This window comes from Pseudomonas sp. GW823-FHT03E05 (assembly GCF_058796855.1).
Window position 1 is genome coordinate 512,129 of record NZ_JBXAJB010000004.1, and the last position, 18,236, is coordinate 530,364.

At 64.5% G+C, this 18,236-nt stretch carries 19 protein-coding genes; 9 read left to right on the forward strand and 10 right to left on the reverse strand.

Features of this window, described 5'->3' with window-relative positions; all coding sequences use genetic code 11:
• From AC1RCO_RS19245 to AC1RCO_RS19255, 3 genes are all read right to left on the reverse strand, one after another.
• Entirely contained in the window at positions 1-714 is a 714-nt protein-coding gene (locus tag AC1RCO_RS19245; RefSeq protein WP_065365240.1) for an acid phosphatase, read from the reverse strand.
• A gap of 455 nt (positions 715-1,169) precedes the next feature.
• Positions 1,170-2,510 carry an ATP-binding protein gene (locus tag AC1RCO_RS19250; protein ID WP_492617948.1) on the reverse strand — a complete coding sequence of 447 codons (1,341 nt, stop codon included), beginning with the start codon at positions 2,508-2,510 and terminating at the stop codon, positions 1,170-1,172.
• Positions 2,507-3,217, reverse strand: coding sequence for a response regulator (locus AC1RCO_RS19255; RefSeq protein ID WP_183000050.1), 711 nt, complete (start codon positions 3,215-3,217; stop codon positions 2,507-2,509). The genes AC1RCO_RS19250 and AC1RCO_RS19255 overlap by 4 nt, the downstream gene beginning before the upstream one ends.
• Positions 3,218-3,441: 224 nt before the next feature.
• Here AC1RCO_RS19255 and AC1RCO_RS19260 point away from each other — a divergent pair, with 224 nt between their 5' ends.
• Positions 3,442-3,714 carry a hypothetical protein gene (locus AC1RCO_RS19260; RefSeq protein ID WP_011063248.1) on the forward strand — a complete coding sequence of 91 codons (273 nt, stop codon included), beginning with the start codon at positions 3,442-3,444 and terminating at the stop codon, positions 3,712-3,714.
• Between the two features lie 98 nt (positions 3,715-3,812).
• Here AC1RCO_RS19260 and AC1RCO_RS19265 read toward each other — a convergent pair whose 3' ends face one another.
• Positions 3,813-4,973, reverse strand: coding sequence for an MFS transporter (locus tag AC1RCO_RS19265; RefSeq protein WP_492617949.1), 1,161 nt, complete (start codon positions 4,971-4,973; stop codon positions 3,813-3,815).
• Between the two features lie 101 nt (positions 4,974-5,074).
• On the opposite strand from AC1RCO_RS19265, the gene gcvA reads away from it, so the two are divergent.
• The 3 genes from gcvA to AC1RCO_RS19280 all read left to right on the forward strand — a co-directional run bounded on the left by gcvA (position 5,075) and on the right by AC1RCO_RS19280 (position 8,452).
• Positions 5,075-6,010: a transcriptional regulator GcvA gene (gcvA, locus tag AC1RCO_RS19270; protein WP_492617950.1), complete on the forward strand. Its 936-nt coding sequence runs from the start codon at positions 5,075-5,077 to the stop codon at positions 6,008-6,010.
• Positions 6,011-6,117: 107 nt separating this feature from the next.
• Complete coding sequence (locus AC1RCO_RS19275; protein ID WP_492617951.1) at positions 6,118-8,046, forward strand: alkaline phosphatase D family protein; 1,929 nt, start codon at positions 6,118-6,120, stop codon at positions 8,044-8,046.
• Between the two features lie 40 nt (positions 8,047-8,086).
• Positions 8,087-8,452, forward strand: coding sequence for a DUF7079 family protein (locus tag AC1RCO_RS19280; RefSeq protein WP_239690659.1), 366 nt, complete (start codon positions 8,087-8,089; stop codon positions 8,450-8,452).
• A gap of 9 nt (positions 8,453-8,461) precedes the next feature.
• On the opposite strand, the gene AC1RCO_RS19285 is transcribed toward AC1RCO_RS19280, so the two are convergent.
• The 3 genes from AC1RCO_RS19285 to AC1RCO_RS19295 form a co-directional block, all read right to left on the reverse strand.
• Positions 8,462-9,031, reverse strand: a complete 570-nt coding sequence (locus tag AC1RCO_RS19285; protein ID WP_125062151.1) for a hypothetical protein — start codon at positions 9,029-9,031, stop codon at positions 8,462-8,464.
• A gap of 135 nt (positions 9,032-9,166) precedes the next feature.
• Entirely contained in the window at positions 9,167-11,215 is a 2,049-nt protein-coding gene (locus tag AC1RCO_RS19290; RefSeq protein ID WP_492617952.1) for a c-type cytochrome, read from the reverse strand.
• A gap of 214 nt (positions 11,216-11,429) precedes the next feature.
• Complete coding sequence (locus AC1RCO_RS19295; protein ID WP_015636898.1) at positions 11,430-12,095, reverse strand: ArsR/SmtB family transcription factor; 666 nt, start codon at positions 12,093-12,095, stop codon at positions 11,430-11,432.
• Positions 12,096-12,201: 106 nt separating this feature from the next.
• Here AC1RCO_RS19295 and AC1RCO_RS19300 point away from each other — a divergent pair, with 106 nt between their 5' ends.
• The 3 genes from AC1RCO_RS19300 to AC1RCO_RS19310 all read left to right on the forward strand — a co-directional run bounded on the left by AC1RCO_RS19300 (position 12,202) and on the right by AC1RCO_RS19310 (position 14,837).
• Positions 12,202-12,711, forward strand: coding sequence for a DUF2938 domain-containing protein (locus AC1RCO_RS19300; RefSeq protein ID WP_041119760.1), 510 nt, complete (start codon positions 12,202-12,204; stop codon positions 12,709-12,711).
• A 176-nt stretch (positions 12,712-12,887) separates the two neighbouring features.
• Positions 12,888-13,469 carry a DedA family protein gene (locus tag AC1RCO_RS19305; RefSeq protein WP_011063258.1) on the forward strand — a complete coding sequence of 194 codons (582 nt, stop codon included), beginning with the start codon at positions 12,888-12,890 and terminating at the stop codon, positions 13,467-13,469.
• A gap of 120 nt (positions 13,470-13,589) precedes the next feature.
• Positions 13,590-14,837 (forward strand): 2-aminoadipate transaminase, encoded by a 1,248-nt coding sequence (locus tag AC1RCO_RS19310; protein ID WP_492617953.1) that lies wholly within the window; start codon positions 13,590-13,592, stop codon positions 14,835-14,837.
• Between the two features lie 24 nt (positions 14,838-14,861).
• Here the strand turns inward: AC1RCO_RS19310 and AC1RCO_RS19315 are convergent, their stop codons facing one another.
• Complete coding sequence (locus tag AC1RCO_RS19315) at positions 14,862-15,446, reverse strand: hypothetical protein (protein ID WP_015636901.1); 585 nt, start codon at positions 15,444-15,446, stop codon at positions 14,862-14,864.
• Positions 15,447-15,450: 4 nt separating this feature from the next.
• Complete coding sequence (locus AC1RCO_RS19320) at positions 15,451-15,891, reverse strand: DUF3592 domain-containing protein (RefSeq protein WP_228102218.1); 441 nt, start codon at positions 15,889-15,891, stop codon at positions 15,451-15,453.
• A 545-nt stretch (positions 15,892-16,436) separates the two neighbouring features.
• Between AC1RCO_RS19320 and AC1RCO_RS19325 the strand changes: the two genes are divergently transcribed.
• Positions 16,437-16,832, forward strand: coding sequence for a GNAT family N-acetyltransferase (locus AC1RCO_RS19325; RefSeq protein ID WP_492617954.1), 396 nt, complete (start codon positions 16,437-16,439; stop codon positions 16,830-16,832).
• A 36-nt stretch (positions 16,833-16,868) separates the two neighbouring features.
• Positions 16,869-17,492 carry an SMI1/KNR4 family protein gene (locus AC1RCO_RS19330; protein WP_492617955.1) on the forward strand — a complete coding sequence of 208 codons (624 nt, stop codon included), beginning with the start codon at positions 16,869-16,871 and terminating at the stop codon, positions 17,490-17,492.
• A gap of 10 nt (positions 17,493-17,502) precedes the next feature.
• Here AC1RCO_RS19330 and AC1RCO_RS19335 read toward each other — a convergent pair whose 3' ends face one another.
• The gene (locus tag AC1RCO_RS19335) at positions 17,503-18,105 is read right to left on the reverse strand and encodes a hypothetical protein (protein WP_183000058.1); all 603 of its coding nucleotides are present in this window, start codon (positions 18,103-18,105) and stop codon (positions 17,503-17,505) included.
• Between the last annotated feature and the right edge of the window lie 131 nt (positions 18,106-18,236).

Consider the following 18,236-nt stretch of genomic DNA (forward strand, 5'->3'; position numbering starts at 1 on the left):
TCAATCCAGGGCCAGGGTGGCGCGCAGTTCGCGCCGGGCCCGGTTGAAGTCGTCAAGGGCCTCAGGGTTGTGCAGCAGCTCGACGGCCAGGGCCACCGCCGAGATCCGCCCCCCTTCAAGGTCCGTGGGGTAATGCACCCCGGCCACCACTCGGCTTTGCCCCGCGGCAGCGGCCCGTGCAAACAGCTCGTCACGCTTTTCCGGGACCATTCGCGCCAGGAGAATGGCGCTCAGGTAGGCATCCATGGTGTGCCCGCTGGGGTAGGACTCGCCCATCGGCGGCGCCAGCACCGGCTTTACCTCGGCGCTCAGCTCATAAGGCCGGGGGCGGGCGAAATGGGCCTTGGCAGGCATCAGGGTCTGCACCAGGTCCTTGAGGGTGCGGCGGAAGAACTGCGCAGTCAGCGGGTGCCGGTCGAGAGTGAACTGCGGCCCGAAAATCTCCCCGGCAAAGGGAAATACCGCGTCGCTCAGATGATCGTCGCGTTTGGCCTGCGCCACCTGCTGCGGCGTGCGTTGGCCCTGGACCAGCAGTACGGTCTCCAGGTCCTGGCGGTCCTCGGAGCTGCCGGCAAGTGGTGGTGGAGGCAGGAAGGCCGCCAGATCCAGCGCCTGAGGCGCCAGGTAGGGCTGCACCGGCGGCTGCGCCGCATGAGTGCCAAGACTGACGATCAGCAAAATAGCGCTCAGCATGGCTAAAGGTTTACCAGTCATGAAGCAGATCCTTTCTTTGGGACGAGCAATAGCGGCCCGCGACAGAGGCCACAGACAGAGAAGTGCGATTGCAGGAAGGACAAACTCAGGGCGGCGCTTGAGGCCGTGATGTCTGGCGCATGCCAGTGGACGAACAGCGGAAGACGTGATGTTCAGAACCTTGGCCCGGGGCCAGGTACTGCACAGGCGGATCGATCAATGTCCAGGCGGCAGGCGCGTTCCGGACGACCAGGGTTGCGTTCATAGTGCCCACCGTTCTTGTTGTTATCGGTTTCGGCGAGGGTGCGCCCAGGGGCGCGGTAATGCCTGATCGAGTATCCCGGCGCACCAGGGCAGAAACCATCCTGCAAATGCAGGATGGCGCAAGTCACGCTACGGGCAGCTTGAAAAAAAGCCTAGCGGGCCAGGGCCGGAGGCAATGGAGCTCTGACGCAAGCCCTCAACTGCGGCAGCGGCTACAGCGGCAACTCCACCCGCGCCTCCAGCCCACCGCCTTCACGATTGAACAGCCGCAACTCGCCGCCGTGTTCGCGGACAATGGCCCGTGCTGCCGACAGCCCCAGGCCCACGCCGCCGGTGCTCTTGTTGCGCGAGCTCTCCAGCCGGAAGAATGGTGCAAACACCTGTTCCAGAGCCTCGGGTGGAATCCCCGGGCCACGATCGAGCACGCGTACCCGCACCTGATCCGCTCCCTGTTCCAGCACGATGGCTGGCTGCGCACCGTACTTGAGCGCGTTGTCCAGCAGGTTGGTCATCACCCGCTTGAGCCCCAGGGGCCGGCCGCAATACACCAGACGCGGCGGCCCGGTGAAGAGGATTTCCATGGACTGGTCGCGGTAGTCGTCCACCAGGGTCTGCAACAGTTCGGCCAGGTCGAAATGGGTGGCCTGCTCCAGCCGCGCATCGTCGCGGAAGAACTCCAGGGCCGAATTGATCATCGCCTGCATCTCGTCCACATCGCGGAACAGGCGCTGCTGCTGGTCGGCATCCTCGATGAACTCACCGCGCAGGCGCATGCGGGTCAGCGGTGTGCGCAGGTCATGGGAGATGGCCGCGAGCATCTGGGTGCGGTCCTTGATGAAGTGCTGCAATTGCGCCTGCATGGCGTTGAAGGCAAGAATCGCCTGACGGATCTCGTGGGGCCCCACCGGATCGATGGGCGGCGCGCGAAAGTCCACGGCAAAGCGCCGGGCGCCCTGGGCGAACTGCTGCAGCGGCTTGGCCAGCCGGCGAGTGGCGATCAAGGCCACCAGGCCGGTGGAAATCAGCACCAGGGCAATTACGATCAGGTTGCGCGTGCCCTCCTCCAGCCCCCAACTGCGTGACGCCGAAGAAAACATCAGCCAGCTTTGGTCGCTCAACTGCACCAGCAGCGCGTAGCGACCTTGGTCGCTTCGCCAGTCGCTGGGCTGATAGGCCTCGATATGCCGCTGCGGTGGGCCGAGCAAGGCGCGAAACGCCTCGGAGCCGTCGCGGTATTCGGAGTCTTCCAGCAGCGGCAGATCCAGGCCCTGCCGTGTCGCCTGCCAGACAATGCTCAGCTGATCGGTGCTGACCGAAGCTGCCAATCGCGAGCGCTGGCCCGGCTCCGAGGCCTCGACCATGCGCACGATGGCCGCGGACTTCTCCAGCAACCCGGTTTCCGCCAGTGGCGGATAAGCCCAGACCCCGGCCAACTGCACGAACAGCGCATTGAACGCCAGGGCCGTGAGCATGGCCATGATGATGGTCAGGGCGATCCAGCGCGCCACGGTGTCGCGCAGGCGATAACGCCACAAGGGCTTGATCAGCTTCACTGGCGGGTCACGCTGGGGGTGAACAGATAGCCGCCGTTGCGTACCGTGCGAATCATCGCCGGGCGCTTGGTGTCGAACTCCAGCTTGCGCCGCAGGCGGCTGACCTGGACATCGATGCTGCGATCGAAGGCGTCATGGGCCTGGCCCCGGGCCAGGTCCAGCAGCTGCTCGCGGGTGAGGATGCGCTGCGGATGCTCGACAAACACCAGCAGCAGGTCGAACTCCCCCGCCGACAGCGGAATCATCACCTGGTCCGGCGAGCGCAGCTCACGGCGGGTCAGGTCCAGCTGCCAGTCGGCGAACTTGATCAGGGGCCGCGGCACGTCCGCGCTCATCGGCCGGTTCTCCCCGGCCCGGCGCAGCACCGCCCGCACACGGGCCAGCAGTTCGCGGGCATCGAAGGGCTTGCTCAGGTAATCGTCGGCGCCCATCTCCAGGCCCACCACCCGGTCGCTCAACTCGCCCATGGCGGTGAGCATGATCACCGGCGTGGCGTGCTGCTGGCGCAAGCGCTGGCACAGGGTCAGGCCGTTGTCGCCGGGGAGCATCAGGTCGAGGATGATCAGGTCCGGAACCTCCCGCTCCAGAGCCGCCCACAGCGACGCGCCATCGGTGGCCACCACCACCTGATAGCCCTGTTGGACAAAAAATTTCTTCAGCAGAGCGAGGACTTCAATGTCGTCGTCCACGATCAAAAGACGGCTCACCAGCAGGCATCACTCAAGGTCGGAAAGAGCCGTTATCTAAAACCATTCGGCGCGGCCCGTCATATATTTCAACGTGGTAACAAACCTTCAGCCACGCAATAAAGCAGACATCTTTGCGCAAGGTTCACCTGCCAGCATCGGCTTCCCCTTGCTGGAGAACCCTGACCATGCGCCTGCTCAAACCCGCCTCGGCCCCAGCCCCTCTTGCCGCAAAGGAGCTGCCCATGCCCACCTGCGAACAACACGCCCTGATGCTGCTGCAACGCGTGACCAAGCTCGACAACGCCAGCCTGCATTGCCGCGAAGTCAGCCTGCGCATGTCTGAAGACCAGAATCACCTGGTGCTGACCCGCTACAGCGAGCACTACAGCCCCGAGGGCATGGAGTGGGTGGAGCGCAAGCATCGGGTGTCGGTGACCGACCTGCTGCGCTGGGTGATCGAGCAGGGCCAGCCGCAGAGCATTGAACGCGGAGAAGAACACAAGGCCTCGGCCTGAGGCCTGTAGGGGCGAGCTTGCTCGTGACGATCGCGCGCAAGCTCGCTCCTACAGAACTCCGCTAACTGATCTGACTGGCCGTGGTCACAGAGGCGCCCCTAAGCCTCTTCGGCAGACGCCTGGCTGCCCTCCTCCCCACGGACACCAACCTCTCGACACGCCAACGCACTCACCGCCAGACACCCCGCCGCCAGCGAATACACCCACACCGTGGACGCCACCGGCAGCAGCAAGCCGGCGATCAAGGGCCCGACCCCGGCGCCGATATCCCGCCACACCGCATTGGCCGCCAGGGCCCGCACCCTGCCCATCCCCGGATGCCGCTGTGCAACCACCGTGACCACCAGCGGCAATTGCAGGGCCCGCAACACCAGCACCAGGGCGCCGCCGACAATCAGCCAATGGCAACCAAAGCCCACCAGGGCCACAGAGGTCAGCAGGGAGAAGACGATCAACATCCGCGTCGCGCCCCAGCGTTGTGCAGCGAGGCCGCCCAGGGGGCTCAGGAGCATTTCCGAAACGTAGCGCAGGGCCAGAAGCCCGCCCGCCACCAGCACCGCATTGCCCGCCATCAGTTGCTCGGCCTGCAGCGACAGGCCAATGATGAACAGACCATCCAGCACCAGCCCTTCAATAAAGGACCACAGCGCCACGCTGTCGGGGCGCTGAAAACGGCGGCTGGAACTGGCCAGTGGATGGGGTTTGCTCGGCAGGCCGAAGGCCAGGAGCAGGGCGACCAGCGACGTCAGGGCCATAAGAAGGAAGATCACTCGCGGGCCATATTCGACGCTGACCAGCGCGCCCAGGGGCAAGGCCAGCATCGGCCCGGTGGCGATCAGCGCCCGGGAGCGGCCGGTGCGGCGGGCGGCGCCCGTGGGCTCGGCGGTGGCCATCACCTGGGTTGAAAGGTTGAGGGCCGCGTAGGTCAGGCCCCAGCCCAGGCGCAACAGCAGCAGCCACCAAAAGCCGGACAAGGTGGCGTAGCCCAGGGCACAGAGGGCGGCGGTGGCGGCGGCCAATACGCAAACCGGGCGATCACCGCGCCGGGCGTAGAAGCGCATCACATGGCTGTAGCCGAAGATCCGCACCAGGCGGTTGGCTGCCAGCAGCAGGCCGGCTTCGGCCAGGGTCACGCCGAAGGCCTCGTGCTGCATGGGCAGCAGCAGGTAGAGCAAGGTGTCGCCGGGCAGGCACAGGCCGAGGATCGAGGCGGCGCGGGCGGAAGCCTTATCGGTGGTGCGGGCGTGGGTATCGGGCATGGCAGGCAAACCGGCAGGTCATGAACGGCGTTCAGCGTGACCTTCTGTTGCGGCACTGACAAACGCTTTAATTGCGCCATACATGTGACTAAATTAGACACATGATCACTGACCTGCCGCCCCTGAACGCCGTCCGCGCCTTTGCCGCCGCTGCTCGCCACTTGAGTTTCAGCCGCGCCGCCGAAGAACTGCATGTGAGCCACAGCGCGGTGAGCCGCCATATCAAGTTGCTGGAAGAGCACCTGGGGGTGCTGCTGTTCGAGCGGCGCATCCGCCAGTCGGTGCTCACCCCTGCCGGGCAAGCCTTCCATGAGCAGGTCAGCGTGGCCCTGGCCCAGATCGCCAATGCCGCCGCCTCCCTGCGCCGCGGCGCGGCCCTGCGCAAGGTCACCATCAATGTGCGACCGTCCTTCGCGGTGCGCTGGCTGATTCCCCGCTTGCCGCAGTTCATGGCGCTGTACCCGCAGATCCAGCCGGAGGTGGTGACCAGCACCCAGCTCCCCGACCCCGCCAAGGAAACCTTCGACCTGGTGATTCGCCGTGGCCGCTCCGGCTGGGCAACCACGCTGCAACCCCAACGCCTTCTGGAAGACGAAATCCTGGTGGTGGCAGCGCCGTCGCTGTTGCACAGCACAGCACTGAACAGCCCCGATGATCTGCCGCGACATACCTTGCTGGTCAGCCGCACCCGCGCCAGCGACTGGCAGAAGTGGCTGGAGCACTGCGGCCTGAAACCGCTGCGTACCTCGCCAACCTTGCATTTCGACCATATGCACTTCGTGCTCCAGGCCTGCGTCGACGGGCTGGGCCTGGCGCTGTGCCCGGCCTCGTTGCTGGCCAAGGACCTGGCCAGCGGCCGCCTGATCTGCCCCTTGCCGGAACTGCGTCAGCCCCTGACCCGCTATTACTACGCGCTGGCCAGCGATGCGGCCCCCGAAGCCCAGGTGTTTATCGACTGGATGCTGGCGCAGATTCGCCAGGACGCCATGGATCATCAGGTACAACAGCTTGCGGGCAATGCGGGCCAACGCCCATAAATAATCGGATACAAAAGCCTTGCTCCAGCCCGCGCAACCGACGTTTCTTCGACATCGGCTGCGCTACCATTTCGCCCCCTTTGCAACCGCCAGAGATCCCGCAGCAGATGCTCCCGACCACGCCCCCCACTGCCCTGCCTCCTGTTCTCGCCGGCCCGTTGCTGCGCCGCCTGGAGCCGACGCGGCTGGTGCTGTGGCTGGTGGGCTCCAGGGCATTGGCGCTGACCCTGCGCCTGCAGCCCGCTGGCAGCGCGACCCTGGATCTGGCCCTCGACCCGCAGCAATGCCAGGTCATTCCCGTCGGTCGCCATGCCTTCATCCATCTGATCGATGTGGCACTGGACGACGCCCTGCCCCTGGACCTGACGATCGCCTATGACCTGCTGATCAACGATGCCGAGGACAGCGCCCGGGCCATTGCCGATTGGGCGCCGCACCTGCTGTATGGCGATGCCAGGACCCCTGAGTTCGTGCTCCACAGCCGCATCGACAACTTGCTCCACGGCTCCTGCCGCAAGCCCCATCACCCGTCCGCTGACGGCTTGCTCTGCGTCGACCGCCTGCTGGCGCAACAGCCCGAGCCTGCACAACGCCCGGCCTTGTTGATGATGAGCGGCGACCAGGTGTACGCCGACGATGTGGCCGGGCCCATGCTGCGGGCCGTCCACGCACTGATCGAGCGCCTCGGGCTTTTCGATGAAGAGTTGGACGGTGCCGTAGTGGCCGACAGTCAGGCGTTGTACCGCCATGGCGCCAGCTACTACCAGCGGGCCGAATTGCTCCCGGCGCTGAAGAGCAATGAAACCCTGCGCGAGCGGTTTTTCGGCGGAGTGAAAAAGCCGATCTTCACCAGCAGCAACGCTGACAACCACCTGGTGACGTTCGCCGAGGTGCTGGCCATGTACCTGCTGGTCTGGTCGCCGCTGCCCTGGACCCTGATCACGCCGCAGCCGCCACGACTGACGCCGGAACAACAGACGCGCTACACCCGGGAACAGCAGCGCATCGACGATTTTGTCCAGGGCCTGAAGGGTGCCGCGCGGGTCTTTGCCCACCTGTCGTGCCTGATGATCTTCGACGACCACGACATCACCGACGACTGGAACCTCAGCGCCCAATGGGAAGAAACCGCCTACGGCCATCCCTTCTCCAAGCGCATCATCGGCAACGCGCTGCTGGCTTACATGCTGTGCCAGGGCTGGGGCAACAACCCGGATGCCTTCGCCCAACTGCTGGAACACACCCGGGCCTTGAGCGCCACGGCACAAACTCCGGAACGCATGCTGGAATGCCAGGCCCAAAACGACCTGATCGACCAGTTGCTGGGTTTCCAGCAGTGGCAATACGTATTGCCCAGCACCCCGGCCCTGGTGGTGCTGGACACCCGCACCCGGCGCTGGCGCAGCGAGTCCAACCTGGGCCAGCCTTCCGGCCTGCTGGACTGGGAAGCCCTGAGCGAACTGCAACATGAACTGCTGGATCACCCCTCGGCGATCATCGTTTCACCGGCGCCGATCTTCGGCGTCAAGCTGATCGAAACGGTGCAGAAGGTCTTCAGTTGGTGCGGCTACCCGCTGCTGGTGGACGCGGAGAACTGGATGGCCCATCGCGGTTCCGCCCAGGTGATCCTGAACATCTTCCGCCACTCGCGAACCCCGGGCAGCTACGTGATTCTCTCGGGGGATGTGCATTACTCCTTCGTCTACGAAGTGCTGATCCGCCACCGCCAGGGCGGCCCGCGGATCTGGCAGATCACCAGCAGCGGCATCAAGAACGAATTCCCCGCCGCCCTGCTGGAATGGTTCGACCGCCTCAACCGCTGGCTCTACTCGCCGCGCTCGCCGTTGAACTGGTTCACCAAGCGCCGGCGGATGAAGGTGATGCCCCATGTGCCCGAGCATGCCGAGGCCGGGGAGCGGCTGTGGAACTCGTCGGGGATCGGCCAGGTGTTTTTCAATGAGCAGGGGCAGCCCGTGGCGATCTATCAACACAATGCCAATGGCACGGCGCCGACACGGATGATTGCGCCGAGATAGAATCCGCTGTCGCCGGCCACCAGGAAGGACCCGCCCCAACATGCCTTCAAGCCCGATCACCCCGGTACAGCGAGACACCATCCGCTACCTGCTCTCGGACGCCTTTGTCGACAACGAGGTGGACTACGCCTACATCGCACGGGAAACCCAGGCCTACGACCGGGCCGAGGTGGAGCGCATTCTCTACGAAGAGGTGGCGCCGGTGTGCTACATCAACCTGATGTCGGTGATCCCGGAGATCTGGATCGGCTTCGAGCGGGAGTCCTTGCTGGAGGAAATCGAGGATAGCCTGGCACTGCGGCGCAGCAGCCGCTGGCAGGCCTTTCGCGACCGCTTGTTCATCCGCTGGATCCGCTTTCGCGGCGCCTATATCTGGGAGGAAATCTGCAAGCACTATGGCCCGTAGGTTCTTGCCCTAGCGCGCATCGGCGCTGCAGTAATCGGTAGGCCGCAGCGCCACCCGCTCCGGCAGCATCTCGCCCTTGTCGTCGATCTTGCGCAGCATGGCGGTGCACATCTGATCCTGGAGAAACACCATCTGATAGGTGGCGCCGGCCTCGGGCACGAAGGTCACGCTTTGCTCACAAACGGCGCGGTAGTCCTTATCCATCCCCGGTTCAGTGTTGTAGAACATGAAGGCGAACGGGCGATTGGCCGGGATCTTCAGTTCGTTGGCGCCAAAGCCCTCCTGGCGGCGCATGCGGTCGGTAGCGGCCGTCATGGGAATGCCCAGGTTGCGGAAATTGGGATTGGCAATGCCGCGATGGGGGCGAACCATCAGCCCGGAGCTCGGTTTGCGCCAGTCGATGCAATCGCTGTAGGGCACGCCACGCACCAGCCCCTGGGCAACGATGCGGATCAGCGCGGTTTCACCGGCATCGGCCGGCACCCGGTAGCTGACGGTGGTCGCTTTGAGCGCGGAAACAAAGGCACAACCGCTGAGCCCAAGGGACAGGCTCAGCAACAGGATCGAGCGAAACCGCATGATTCATCCTTGAAGGACCGACAGCGAAGGCTGACGCAAAGGATGGCAATCTTACCTCGGCGCCAGGGCGCGTCGGCAGATTTTTCTGCGGGGCCTGTAGCCGCGGCCAAAGGCGGCGACTACAGGGTCAAGCCCTCAGTAACGGGCGTCCGCCGGGCGGCCACCGTTGGGCCAGTCCTTGACCTTGTCCGGGAAGTCCGGGCGCGGCTGGTGGGAGAAGTATTCGGCCACGTCCAGGGCTTCCTGGTCCGAGAGGCCGCCCTGGCCCAGGGGGAACTTCTCGTGGAAACCGATCGGCATGTTGCGTTTGACGAAGGCCGCCGCAGTGTAGGTCCGGGCCATGCCGGCACCGATGTTGAAGGATTGATCGCCCCACAGCGGCGGAAAGATCAGGCTGCCGTCGGCGCGTTTCAGGCCTTCGCCATCGGCTCCGTGGCACACCTCGCATTGCTTGGCGTACACCTGCTTGCCATTGTCGGCATTGGGCTTGAGGGCCGGATCGATCTTGCCCACACCGCGGCCGGCCACCTTGTCTTCTGGGCGGGTGTTCATTTTCATCCACTCGAAGTAAGCCACCATGGCTTGCATGTCGGCGCCGTTCACCGGCAGCGGCTTGCCGTGCATGGAGCGGCGGAAGCAGCCGTTGATGCGCTCTTCCAGGGTGATGGTCTTGCCCGCTCGCGGCGCGTAGCCGGGGAAGAACGCCGAGACGCCGACAAAGGGTGAACCGTCGGCCACGGTGCCGGCGTTGAGGTGGCAACTGGTGCAGTTCAGCGAGTTGCCGACGTTGTCCGGCAGCAGGGCCTTGGTTTCCAGGTGCAGGCGCATGCCACGCACCACTTGCTCGGCATTCGGCGCCGCCAGCAGGTTGGCCAGGCGCGGGGTTTCGAACAGGGTGCTTTCCACTTGCGGGCTCAGTTGCGCCCGCATCTTCTTCACTTGCTCGGCGCTGATGGCGGAGCCGTTGTTGCCCCAGCTGCTGCGGACAAAACTGAGGATCTCGGCGATCTCGCCATCGGCCAGCTGGGCAAAGCCGGGCATGGTGTAGACCCGTGGATGGGCCGCGGTCTGGGCGGTCTTCCAGCCGGTCAGGGTGATGTGCAGCAAGGAAGTCGGGTTGGCCGAGGCGACGCTGGGGTTGCCGGCCAGGGACGGGAACATCTGCGGCACGCCGGCGCCATCCTGGCGGTGGCAGTCGGAACAGAATTGCGCGTAGCCCAGGCCGCCACGGGAGGTGAACAGGTTGTTCGGCGGGGCCGCCGGGGTCAGGGCCACCGATGGCATGGGCAAGTCGTCCTTGCCGGCCGGCAGGGACTTGAGGTACGCGGCGATGGCCGTCAGGTCGGCGTCGGTGAAGTGCTGGGTGCTGTGGTGGATCACGTCGGCCATGTTGCCGGATACCGTGGCAAAGCGGTTCTGCCCGGTCTTGAGCAACTGCACCGTGTCCTCCACGGTCCACAGGTTGCGCAGGCTCAGGGCCCGCCACTCCTCCACCGTCTCGCCGGCCAGGTAGTGCTGGCCGCCGGATTCGCTGTCGCTCATGGCCTTCTCCTGGAAGGCGATGCCCCGCGGGGTATGGCAGGAACCGCAGTGGCCCAGGCCCTGGACCAGGTAGGCGCCGCGATTGAGCTGTTCGTCCTTGGCCGGGTCAGGCTTGAAGGGCTGCTTGTCGACGAACACCAGGTTCCAGAACCACAGGCCCCAGCGCTGGTTGAAGGGGAACCCCATGTCGGCTTCCAGGTTGCCCTGGGCTACGGGTTCCACCCCGTGCATCAGGTAGGCGTAGAGGGCGCGCATGTCCTCTTCGGTCATCTTGGCGTAGGACGGATAGGGCATGGCCGGGTACAAATGACTGCCGTCAGGGGTTACGCCTTCGCGCATGGCGCGGTCGAATGCTTCGAAGCTGTAGCTGCCGATACCGGTGTCTTTATCCGGGGTGATGTTGCTGGAGTAGATGGTGCCCATGGGCGTCTTCAGCTCCAGGCCTCCGGCCATGGTGGCCCCGCCCTTGGCGGTGTGGCAGGCAATGCAGTCGCCGAGCTGGGCCACGTACTGGCCACGCTGGATCAACTCGGAATCTGGGGAGGAAGCGGCGGCTGCCGGGGTCGGCTCGCTGCCTTGAACGGAGTGTACGCAGAGCAACGCAGCGCCCAGAAGGCACAGGCGTGACAGAGAAAAAGCCATCAGGTTATTCCTTTAAAATCCGCCTGGGGTGGTCCCCTCGGCCGATATCCACAAAGGTTTTTATTGGTTATCCCGGCCTTCACGGTACAGGCCCGGGGCTCGATACCTTGTGGGTCCGAGCCTGATGCCCTTGTAGCGGATTTTTCTGAAAACCCTGTTGATATGGATCATGGCCCTATAGGCAATGTCCTGTATGGCCGACTCTGCGACACTTTTACCGGGTGGTTTCCACCCCTAGGCCGGCGGCCTGCCAATCGACAAAACCGTCGTCCAGGCGCCGCACCCTGAAACCCTTGGCGCGAAGCAAGGCCGCGGCATTGTGTGACAGCACGCAGTAGGGCCCGCGGCAGTAAGCCACCAACTCCTGGCCCGCGGGCAACTCGGCCAGACGCTGCTCCAACTCTTCCACCGGGATATTGATTGCCCCCGGCAAATGCCCAAGGGCGAACTCCTGCGGCGAGCGCACGTCCAGCAGGGTCATGCCGCCCTCCTGCAGGCGTTGGCGCAGCTCTTCCCGGGAGATGCCTTCCAGGCGCCCCGGCTGCTGCTCGCTGTCGGCCAGCAGCTCACGGATCTGCCCGTGGTTGTAATCGACGTATTGGCGCAAGCCCCCCAGAAGTGCGGCCAACGGCCCCTGGCTGAGGCTGTAGAGCACTCGCTTGCCGTCGCGCCGGGTCTGCACGAAACCGCCCCGGCGCAGCTGTTGCAAATGTTGCGAGGTGTTGGCCACCGAGAGTCCGGAGGCTTCCACCAGGCGCTCCACCGGCTGCTCGCCACGAGCAATGTGCTCCAGCAGGATCAGGCGGTGGTGATGGCCGAGAATACGTGCCAGCTCGGCCATGTCCGCCAGAGGCTGTTGAGGGGAAATCGAATCGGTCATTGACAGCTCCTGCTGCTTTATTGATCATTCAATCACTTAATTGAATGAAACATTATCACACCCATAGCCGAGGCTGAAGTGCAGCCATCCATACCCAGGAGTCTTTATGCATGAGTTCATGGCGTTGATTTTACCGGCACTGCTGATCGGTGTCGGCGCTACCTTGGTCCTTGATTTGTGGACGCTGTTTCTGGCGCGAGTGTTGAACATTCCTGGCCCCAACTGGGCCATGGTCGGACGCTGGATCGGGCATTTTCCTCGGGGCCAGTTCCTGCACCAGAGCATTGCCCAAGCCGGCACGGTTCCGGGGGAACGGGCCCTGGGCTGGCTGGCCCACTACCTGATCGGCGTCCTGTTTGCCGCCCTGTTGCTGCTGGCCTGCGGCCTGCAATGGGCACAACAGCCAACCCTGGCACCGGCCTTGCTCATTGGCGTGCTGACGGTGGCTGCACCGTTCTTGCTGATGCAACCGGGCATGGGCGCGGGAGTGGCGGCGAGCAAGATGCCCAAACCGAATGTGGCCCGGCTGCGCAGCCTGATCGCGCATTCGGTGTTCGGGCTGGGGTTGTATGGCGCGGGGATGTTCTGGGCGTGGGTGTTGGGGCAGACTGCGTGATCGGCGCCTCAAGCAGTGCCCACTAGACCCGATTCTCGACTCGCAAGCCGGGAACCCGTTCAAACTCCCGCAGATGCGCAGCCTGGACGTTACACCGCAGCGCAAGAAAAAAGGCACTCAAAGCCAGGATGACGACTCGAAGTCAGGGCGGACTTCAAATACGGAACTGGATAACCATGCTCGAACACCTCGACCTTAACGCGCTGATCGCCGCCTACGGCTATTGGGTGATCTTCATCGGCTGCCTGCTGGAAGGCGAAACCGTGTTGATTCTCGGCGGCATGGCGGCGCATCAGGGTAGCCTGCAATGGCCGCAAGTGATTGGCTGGGCCACCCTGGGGGGCATCCTCGGCGATCAGTTGCTGTTCTGGACCGGGCGATATGGCGGGGCGCGCCTGCTGCCCAAGCTCAAGCGCCATCAGGCGGCCATCGAACGGGTCCAGGGCCTGATCCAGCGTTACCCCTCGACTTCGGTGTTCGCCGTGCGTTTTCTCTACGGCATGCGCCTGGTGGGCCCGATGGTGATCGGCGCCAGTGGCCTGGCACCCTGGCGTTTCGCCCTGCTCAATGTGCTGGGCGCGGCGGTCTGGGCCATCTTGTTCGTCAGCGCCGGTTACTGGGCCGGCGAAGCCTTGCAGCATTTTCTTGGCGACCTGAAACCCTATCGCCTGCCGATCTTCCTCGGGGTGATAGCGCTGGTGGTCCTTGCGGCACTGGTGCGGCATTTGCGTAATAGGCACAAGGCCCAGCAGCACTGAGACAAGGGCTTTGGCACATCGGGAATTTTCATACTGACCCGGCGACTTTATTTCGTTTGTCCAGGGCCCCCGGCCCCGGCTTAGATAACGGCTTGTTTCCGGCACCCAGAGCCCGCATCCATGAGCCACGAGAACATCAGCCGTTCGATCTCCACCGTCCACCCGATCCGCCTCAGCCACGGACGCAACGCCGAGGTCTGGGACATCGATGGCAAGCGCTACATCGACTTTGTCGGCGGTATCGGCGTGCTCAACCTCGGGCACTGCCACCCACGCATAGTCTCAGCCATCCAGCAGCAGGCCACCCGGCTCACCCACTACGCCTTCAATGCCGCGCCTCACGGGCCCTACATCGAGTTCATGCAGCGCCTGGCAAACTTCATCCCGGTGAGTTACCCGGTCAGCGGCATGCTCACCAACAGCGGCGCCGAGGCCGCGGAAAACGCCCTGAAGATCGTGCGAGGAGCTACCGGGCGCAGCGCGGTGATCGCCTTTGACGGAGGCTTCCATGGGCGCACCCTGGCCACCCTCAACCTCAACGGCAAGGTGGCGCCCTACAAGCAGAAGGTCGGTGTACTACCCGGGCCTGTGTACCACCTGCCCTACCCCAGCGCCGACAACGACGTCAGTTGCGAAGAAGCGCTGAAAGCATTGCGTCGGCTGTTCAGCGTGGAGATCGATGTACAGGAAGTGGCCTGCTTCATCCTTGAGCCGGTGCAGGGCGAAGGCGGCTTCCTGGCCCTGGACGCCCCGTTCGCGCGGGCCTTGCGCAGCTTCTGCGATGAACATGGCATTTTGCTGATCGCCGACGAGATCCAGTCCGGCTTCGGCCGCACCGGGCAGCGTTTTGCCTTCTCCCGCCTGGGCATCGAGCCGGACCTGATCCTGCTGGGCAAGAGCATTGGCGGCGGGGTTCCACTGGGCGCCGTGGTGGGTCGCAAAGCATTGCTGGACGTGCTGCCCAAGGGCGGCCTGGGGGGCACCTACTCGGGCAACCCGATTGCCTGCGCGGCGGCGCTCACGACCCTGGATGAAATGACCGACGAGCACCTGCAAGCCTGGGGCGAGCGCCAGGAGCGGGCGATCGTGCAACGCTATGAGCATTGGAAAAGCAGTGGGCTCTGCCCCTTCCTGGGCCGTCTGACGGGGGTGGGAGCCATGCGCGGCATCGAGTTGGTCAATGCCCGGGGCGAACCGGCGCCAGAGCAACTGAGCACGCTGCTAGGCAGCGCCCGGGATGCGGGCCTGCTGCTGATGCCCAGCGGCAAGTCGCGGCACATCATTCGCCTGCTGGCGCCCTTGACCACCGAGCCTGAAATCTTCGAGGAGGGCCTGGATATTCTCCAGGAATGCCTGGCGCGCCTGTGATTCCCGGCGCGCCTCAGGGCGAGGCTAGAACAGGTAGCCCATGTAGGTGGCAATGCCGCCACCGGCCTGTGGTCCGACGTTCATGCCAGCCATGACCACTGCGCCCTTGGCCGAACGCAGCAACTGCTCGTTGACCTTGATCGAAGCCATCATGGTCGCCGGGTTGCTTCCTAAAACGACGGCCAGGGCCAGTAGCTTGGGGTCCAGGCCGAACAGCAGGGCCGTGGCCGAACCGCCCACCACCAGTCCGCCACCGACCTCGGTATAGAAGCAAGGCCCGGTGATGTCGTCCTCGGTCAGGTCCCGGCTGCGAAGGGCATCGCTGACAAAGACCTTGCCGGTGCTGGGAAAAGCCTCCGCCGCACCGGCACCACTGACGCTCTTGCCCTTGACCTGGATATTGACCTTGCCGAAACGCGGCAGGCGCCCACCAAAGCCGGCGCCCACCCCCAGGCCGCCGTAGCGATAGCTGACGTCCTTGCCCTGAGGCGAACGCAGGGTGATCGAACCACCACCGCCGGCCACGAGGGCTACGGTCAGGCCGCCGCCGCTGGCGGTCTGGTACAGCCATTTACTTTCGTTGACCGGAATCGGAATGCTGAGGTTCATGGGGTCAAAGTCCTTTTGCTCGTTGTGTGGCTCGTCCGCGCTGGCTGATGACACCCACCAGGCCGGCCAGGGTAAATACCAGACCGATCAGGCCGAGCACACCCGGGGTGGCCCAGAGTGCTGCCGGGTCGTCGATGATTGCGCTGTTGGCCGGCCGCTCGGGCTGGTAATACACCCGCACCGGCTGGTCCTTCTGGTAACCGAAGATAAAGCCACCCTGGGGGTAGGAAATCTTCTCACCAGTACTGCTGGTGAAGGCGATCTCGGGGTGCGAACCCCCGGCATTCAAATCGCTGACGATACCGTCGGCGGTCTGGGCGCTGGCGAGGAACTCGCGGCGATCAAGGGTGAGATTGACGGCGATGACCAACAGGCCGATGCCGATCAGGGCGAACAGCAGACCCTGGAGGATCTTGCCAAAGCGTGACGGGGTGGAGTTAGCCATGGGCTGTCTCGATATTCGTCCGTGAAAGAGGGAGGCCACGATAACAAGAAACCTGCCTCCAGAAAAACCACTGCCGCGGCGCAAGCGCATTCCGGCAACGGCGTTCAGGCGCCCTGGAAAGCGGCCTGAGCGCCTGTCGCCAGCGCTTGCAAACCGAATTTCCGACGGGCATTGCCCTGGAGGAATTTGTCCGCAAATACCGGCGGAAGTTCCAGGCCCCGGACCTGCTCCCGGCGTTTTTTTTTCAACACACCAGGAGGAATTGGCCGGCGAGCAGCACGTTGCCCTGGCCACAAATCCGTGGCCAATGCCTGAACGCCGCGAACAGCCGTACGAGTTTCGAAGAGCTCCCTTGGCCGGTTGCGTTCAGGCACCGAGGGCTGCCGGTTTCCGAGGCAGGCTTGTATCCTCCAGGTCGCCCACGGTCGAGCCGGCACGCCGCTGCGACAACGATGCCCACTGGGCCGAAGCATTCAACTACATGGGTCGGCCCCGAGCACAGTCGGCGCGCGATCTGCCCGTACTTGCCCATTGGAGAGTTCACCATGCTGATCCGCGACGCACACGCCGCTGAAAGCGAAGCACTGCGGCAGTTTCTCGGCGATAACGGCTGGGGCCATCGGGTGGGCAGCAGCGAATACTTCGCCCAGTTGCTGGCAAACTCCCAGCGCACGGCGGTCGCCCTTCTGCAGGGGCAGATCGTCGGCTTCGCCCGAGGCATCAGCGACGGTCTGTCCAACGGTTACCTGTCCATGGTGGTCGTTGCCGAGCAGCACCAGCGGCGCGGTATCGGCCGCGCCCTGGTGCATTGGGTGATGGGCGACAACCCCGGGATCACCTGGGTCCTGCGGGCCGGGCGCCCCGGGGCAGCGGAATTTTTCAGCTCGCTGGGCTTCGAACCCTCGATCATCACTCTGGAACGCACGCGCCATCGCGCATAATCACTCCCCCGCCTCCAGCGTATCCAAGGAAGCCCCATGTCCGAACAGCACGACTCCAACGCCGACTGGCCCCCCGCCGGCTGCCCGCCCCTGGCCTGGCCGGACCTGCCTGACCAGGCTGCACGGCTGAACTGGTACCTGGCCGCGATTGGCGCCTACGGCGCGCTATGGGAAGGGCACGTCAACGAACCGGAATTGACGCCTGTCAGCGAGGACGCCCTGCAGGCGCTGGAGCAACGCCTGGGCTGCCCGTTGCCTCGATCGCTGCGCGACTACCATCGGCAATTGGGGGTGCTGTCCCTGGCGGAGGTCCTGTGCAGCGTCGGGCCCGGGCACACGCCGATCCAGCCATTGCTGGAGGCTTATCCCGGTATCGTCGAGATCGGCGATGTCGATCTGGCGCTGGCAGGCAAGCTGGTGGCCTTCGGCGACTACCTGGGCAATGGCAACCTGTTCTGCTTTCACCGCGAATCCGGCGCGGTCTACTACTTCGATCACGACACAGGTGCGGCGCTGACACGTTTTTTCGACTCCCCCGAGGAGTACCTGGATACGCTGATGCTGCTCTGCCTGGCGGAGGTGCATGACGACGATGATGCTGCCGAAGCATTGATCAGCCAGCGCTACGGCGAGGACCTGGTACGCAAGTGGCGCTATTGAGCCCTGCACCTCATTTGCCGGCACCTGCGCGCTGCCGGGCGCAGTAGCCGTCACCATCGGGTTGGGACTGCAAGTCGGTGCAACCGCCCCCCATGAACGCGGCCAGCGCGGCAAAGGGCAGCAGAACAATCACCTGCGCAATGCCTCGGGCCTGGGCATGCGGGTCCTCGACCTTGCGCAGAAAGCCCTGATCGTGGGCCGCTGTCTCGGTTTGCAGCGTGGCCCAGAGGGTATAGCGAAAAGCGTCAGCTCCAGGCCCCTGGCCGCCGACACGCTGACAGGCGTCCAGCGCCTGGACGGCGTAGACATCCCCCACCTGACGTGGCACTCCCGTCGGGCGGGCCTGACGGGCATTGAAGTCATCGATCAGGGTGGTGAGTTGCAACTGGTCCGCCTGCTGGGCCACCAGGCAATCGCTCTCGGCAGGAAACTCTCGACTGGTGCGGGCCAGGGTATTCAGCCAGTTCCGGTAGTTGGTGTAGAAACCGAACTGGCTGCCGTCCGGCAGTTCCTGTCGATACAGCTTGAGGGCCCCGACAAAGTGCTTGCCGGTGTCGGTCAGCCGCTGCACCTGCTCGCGGCTCAGTGGCTGATTGAGGGTGTAGCCATACACCTGCGGCCCCTCGATCGCCGGCCTGACCGGGGCCGTAGTACAAGCTCCCAGCGATGACAGGATGATCGTCAGGCTTAAAACACTGCATAGCATCCGATGCATGACATGCCCCAGCGCGAGTGGACGGCTCG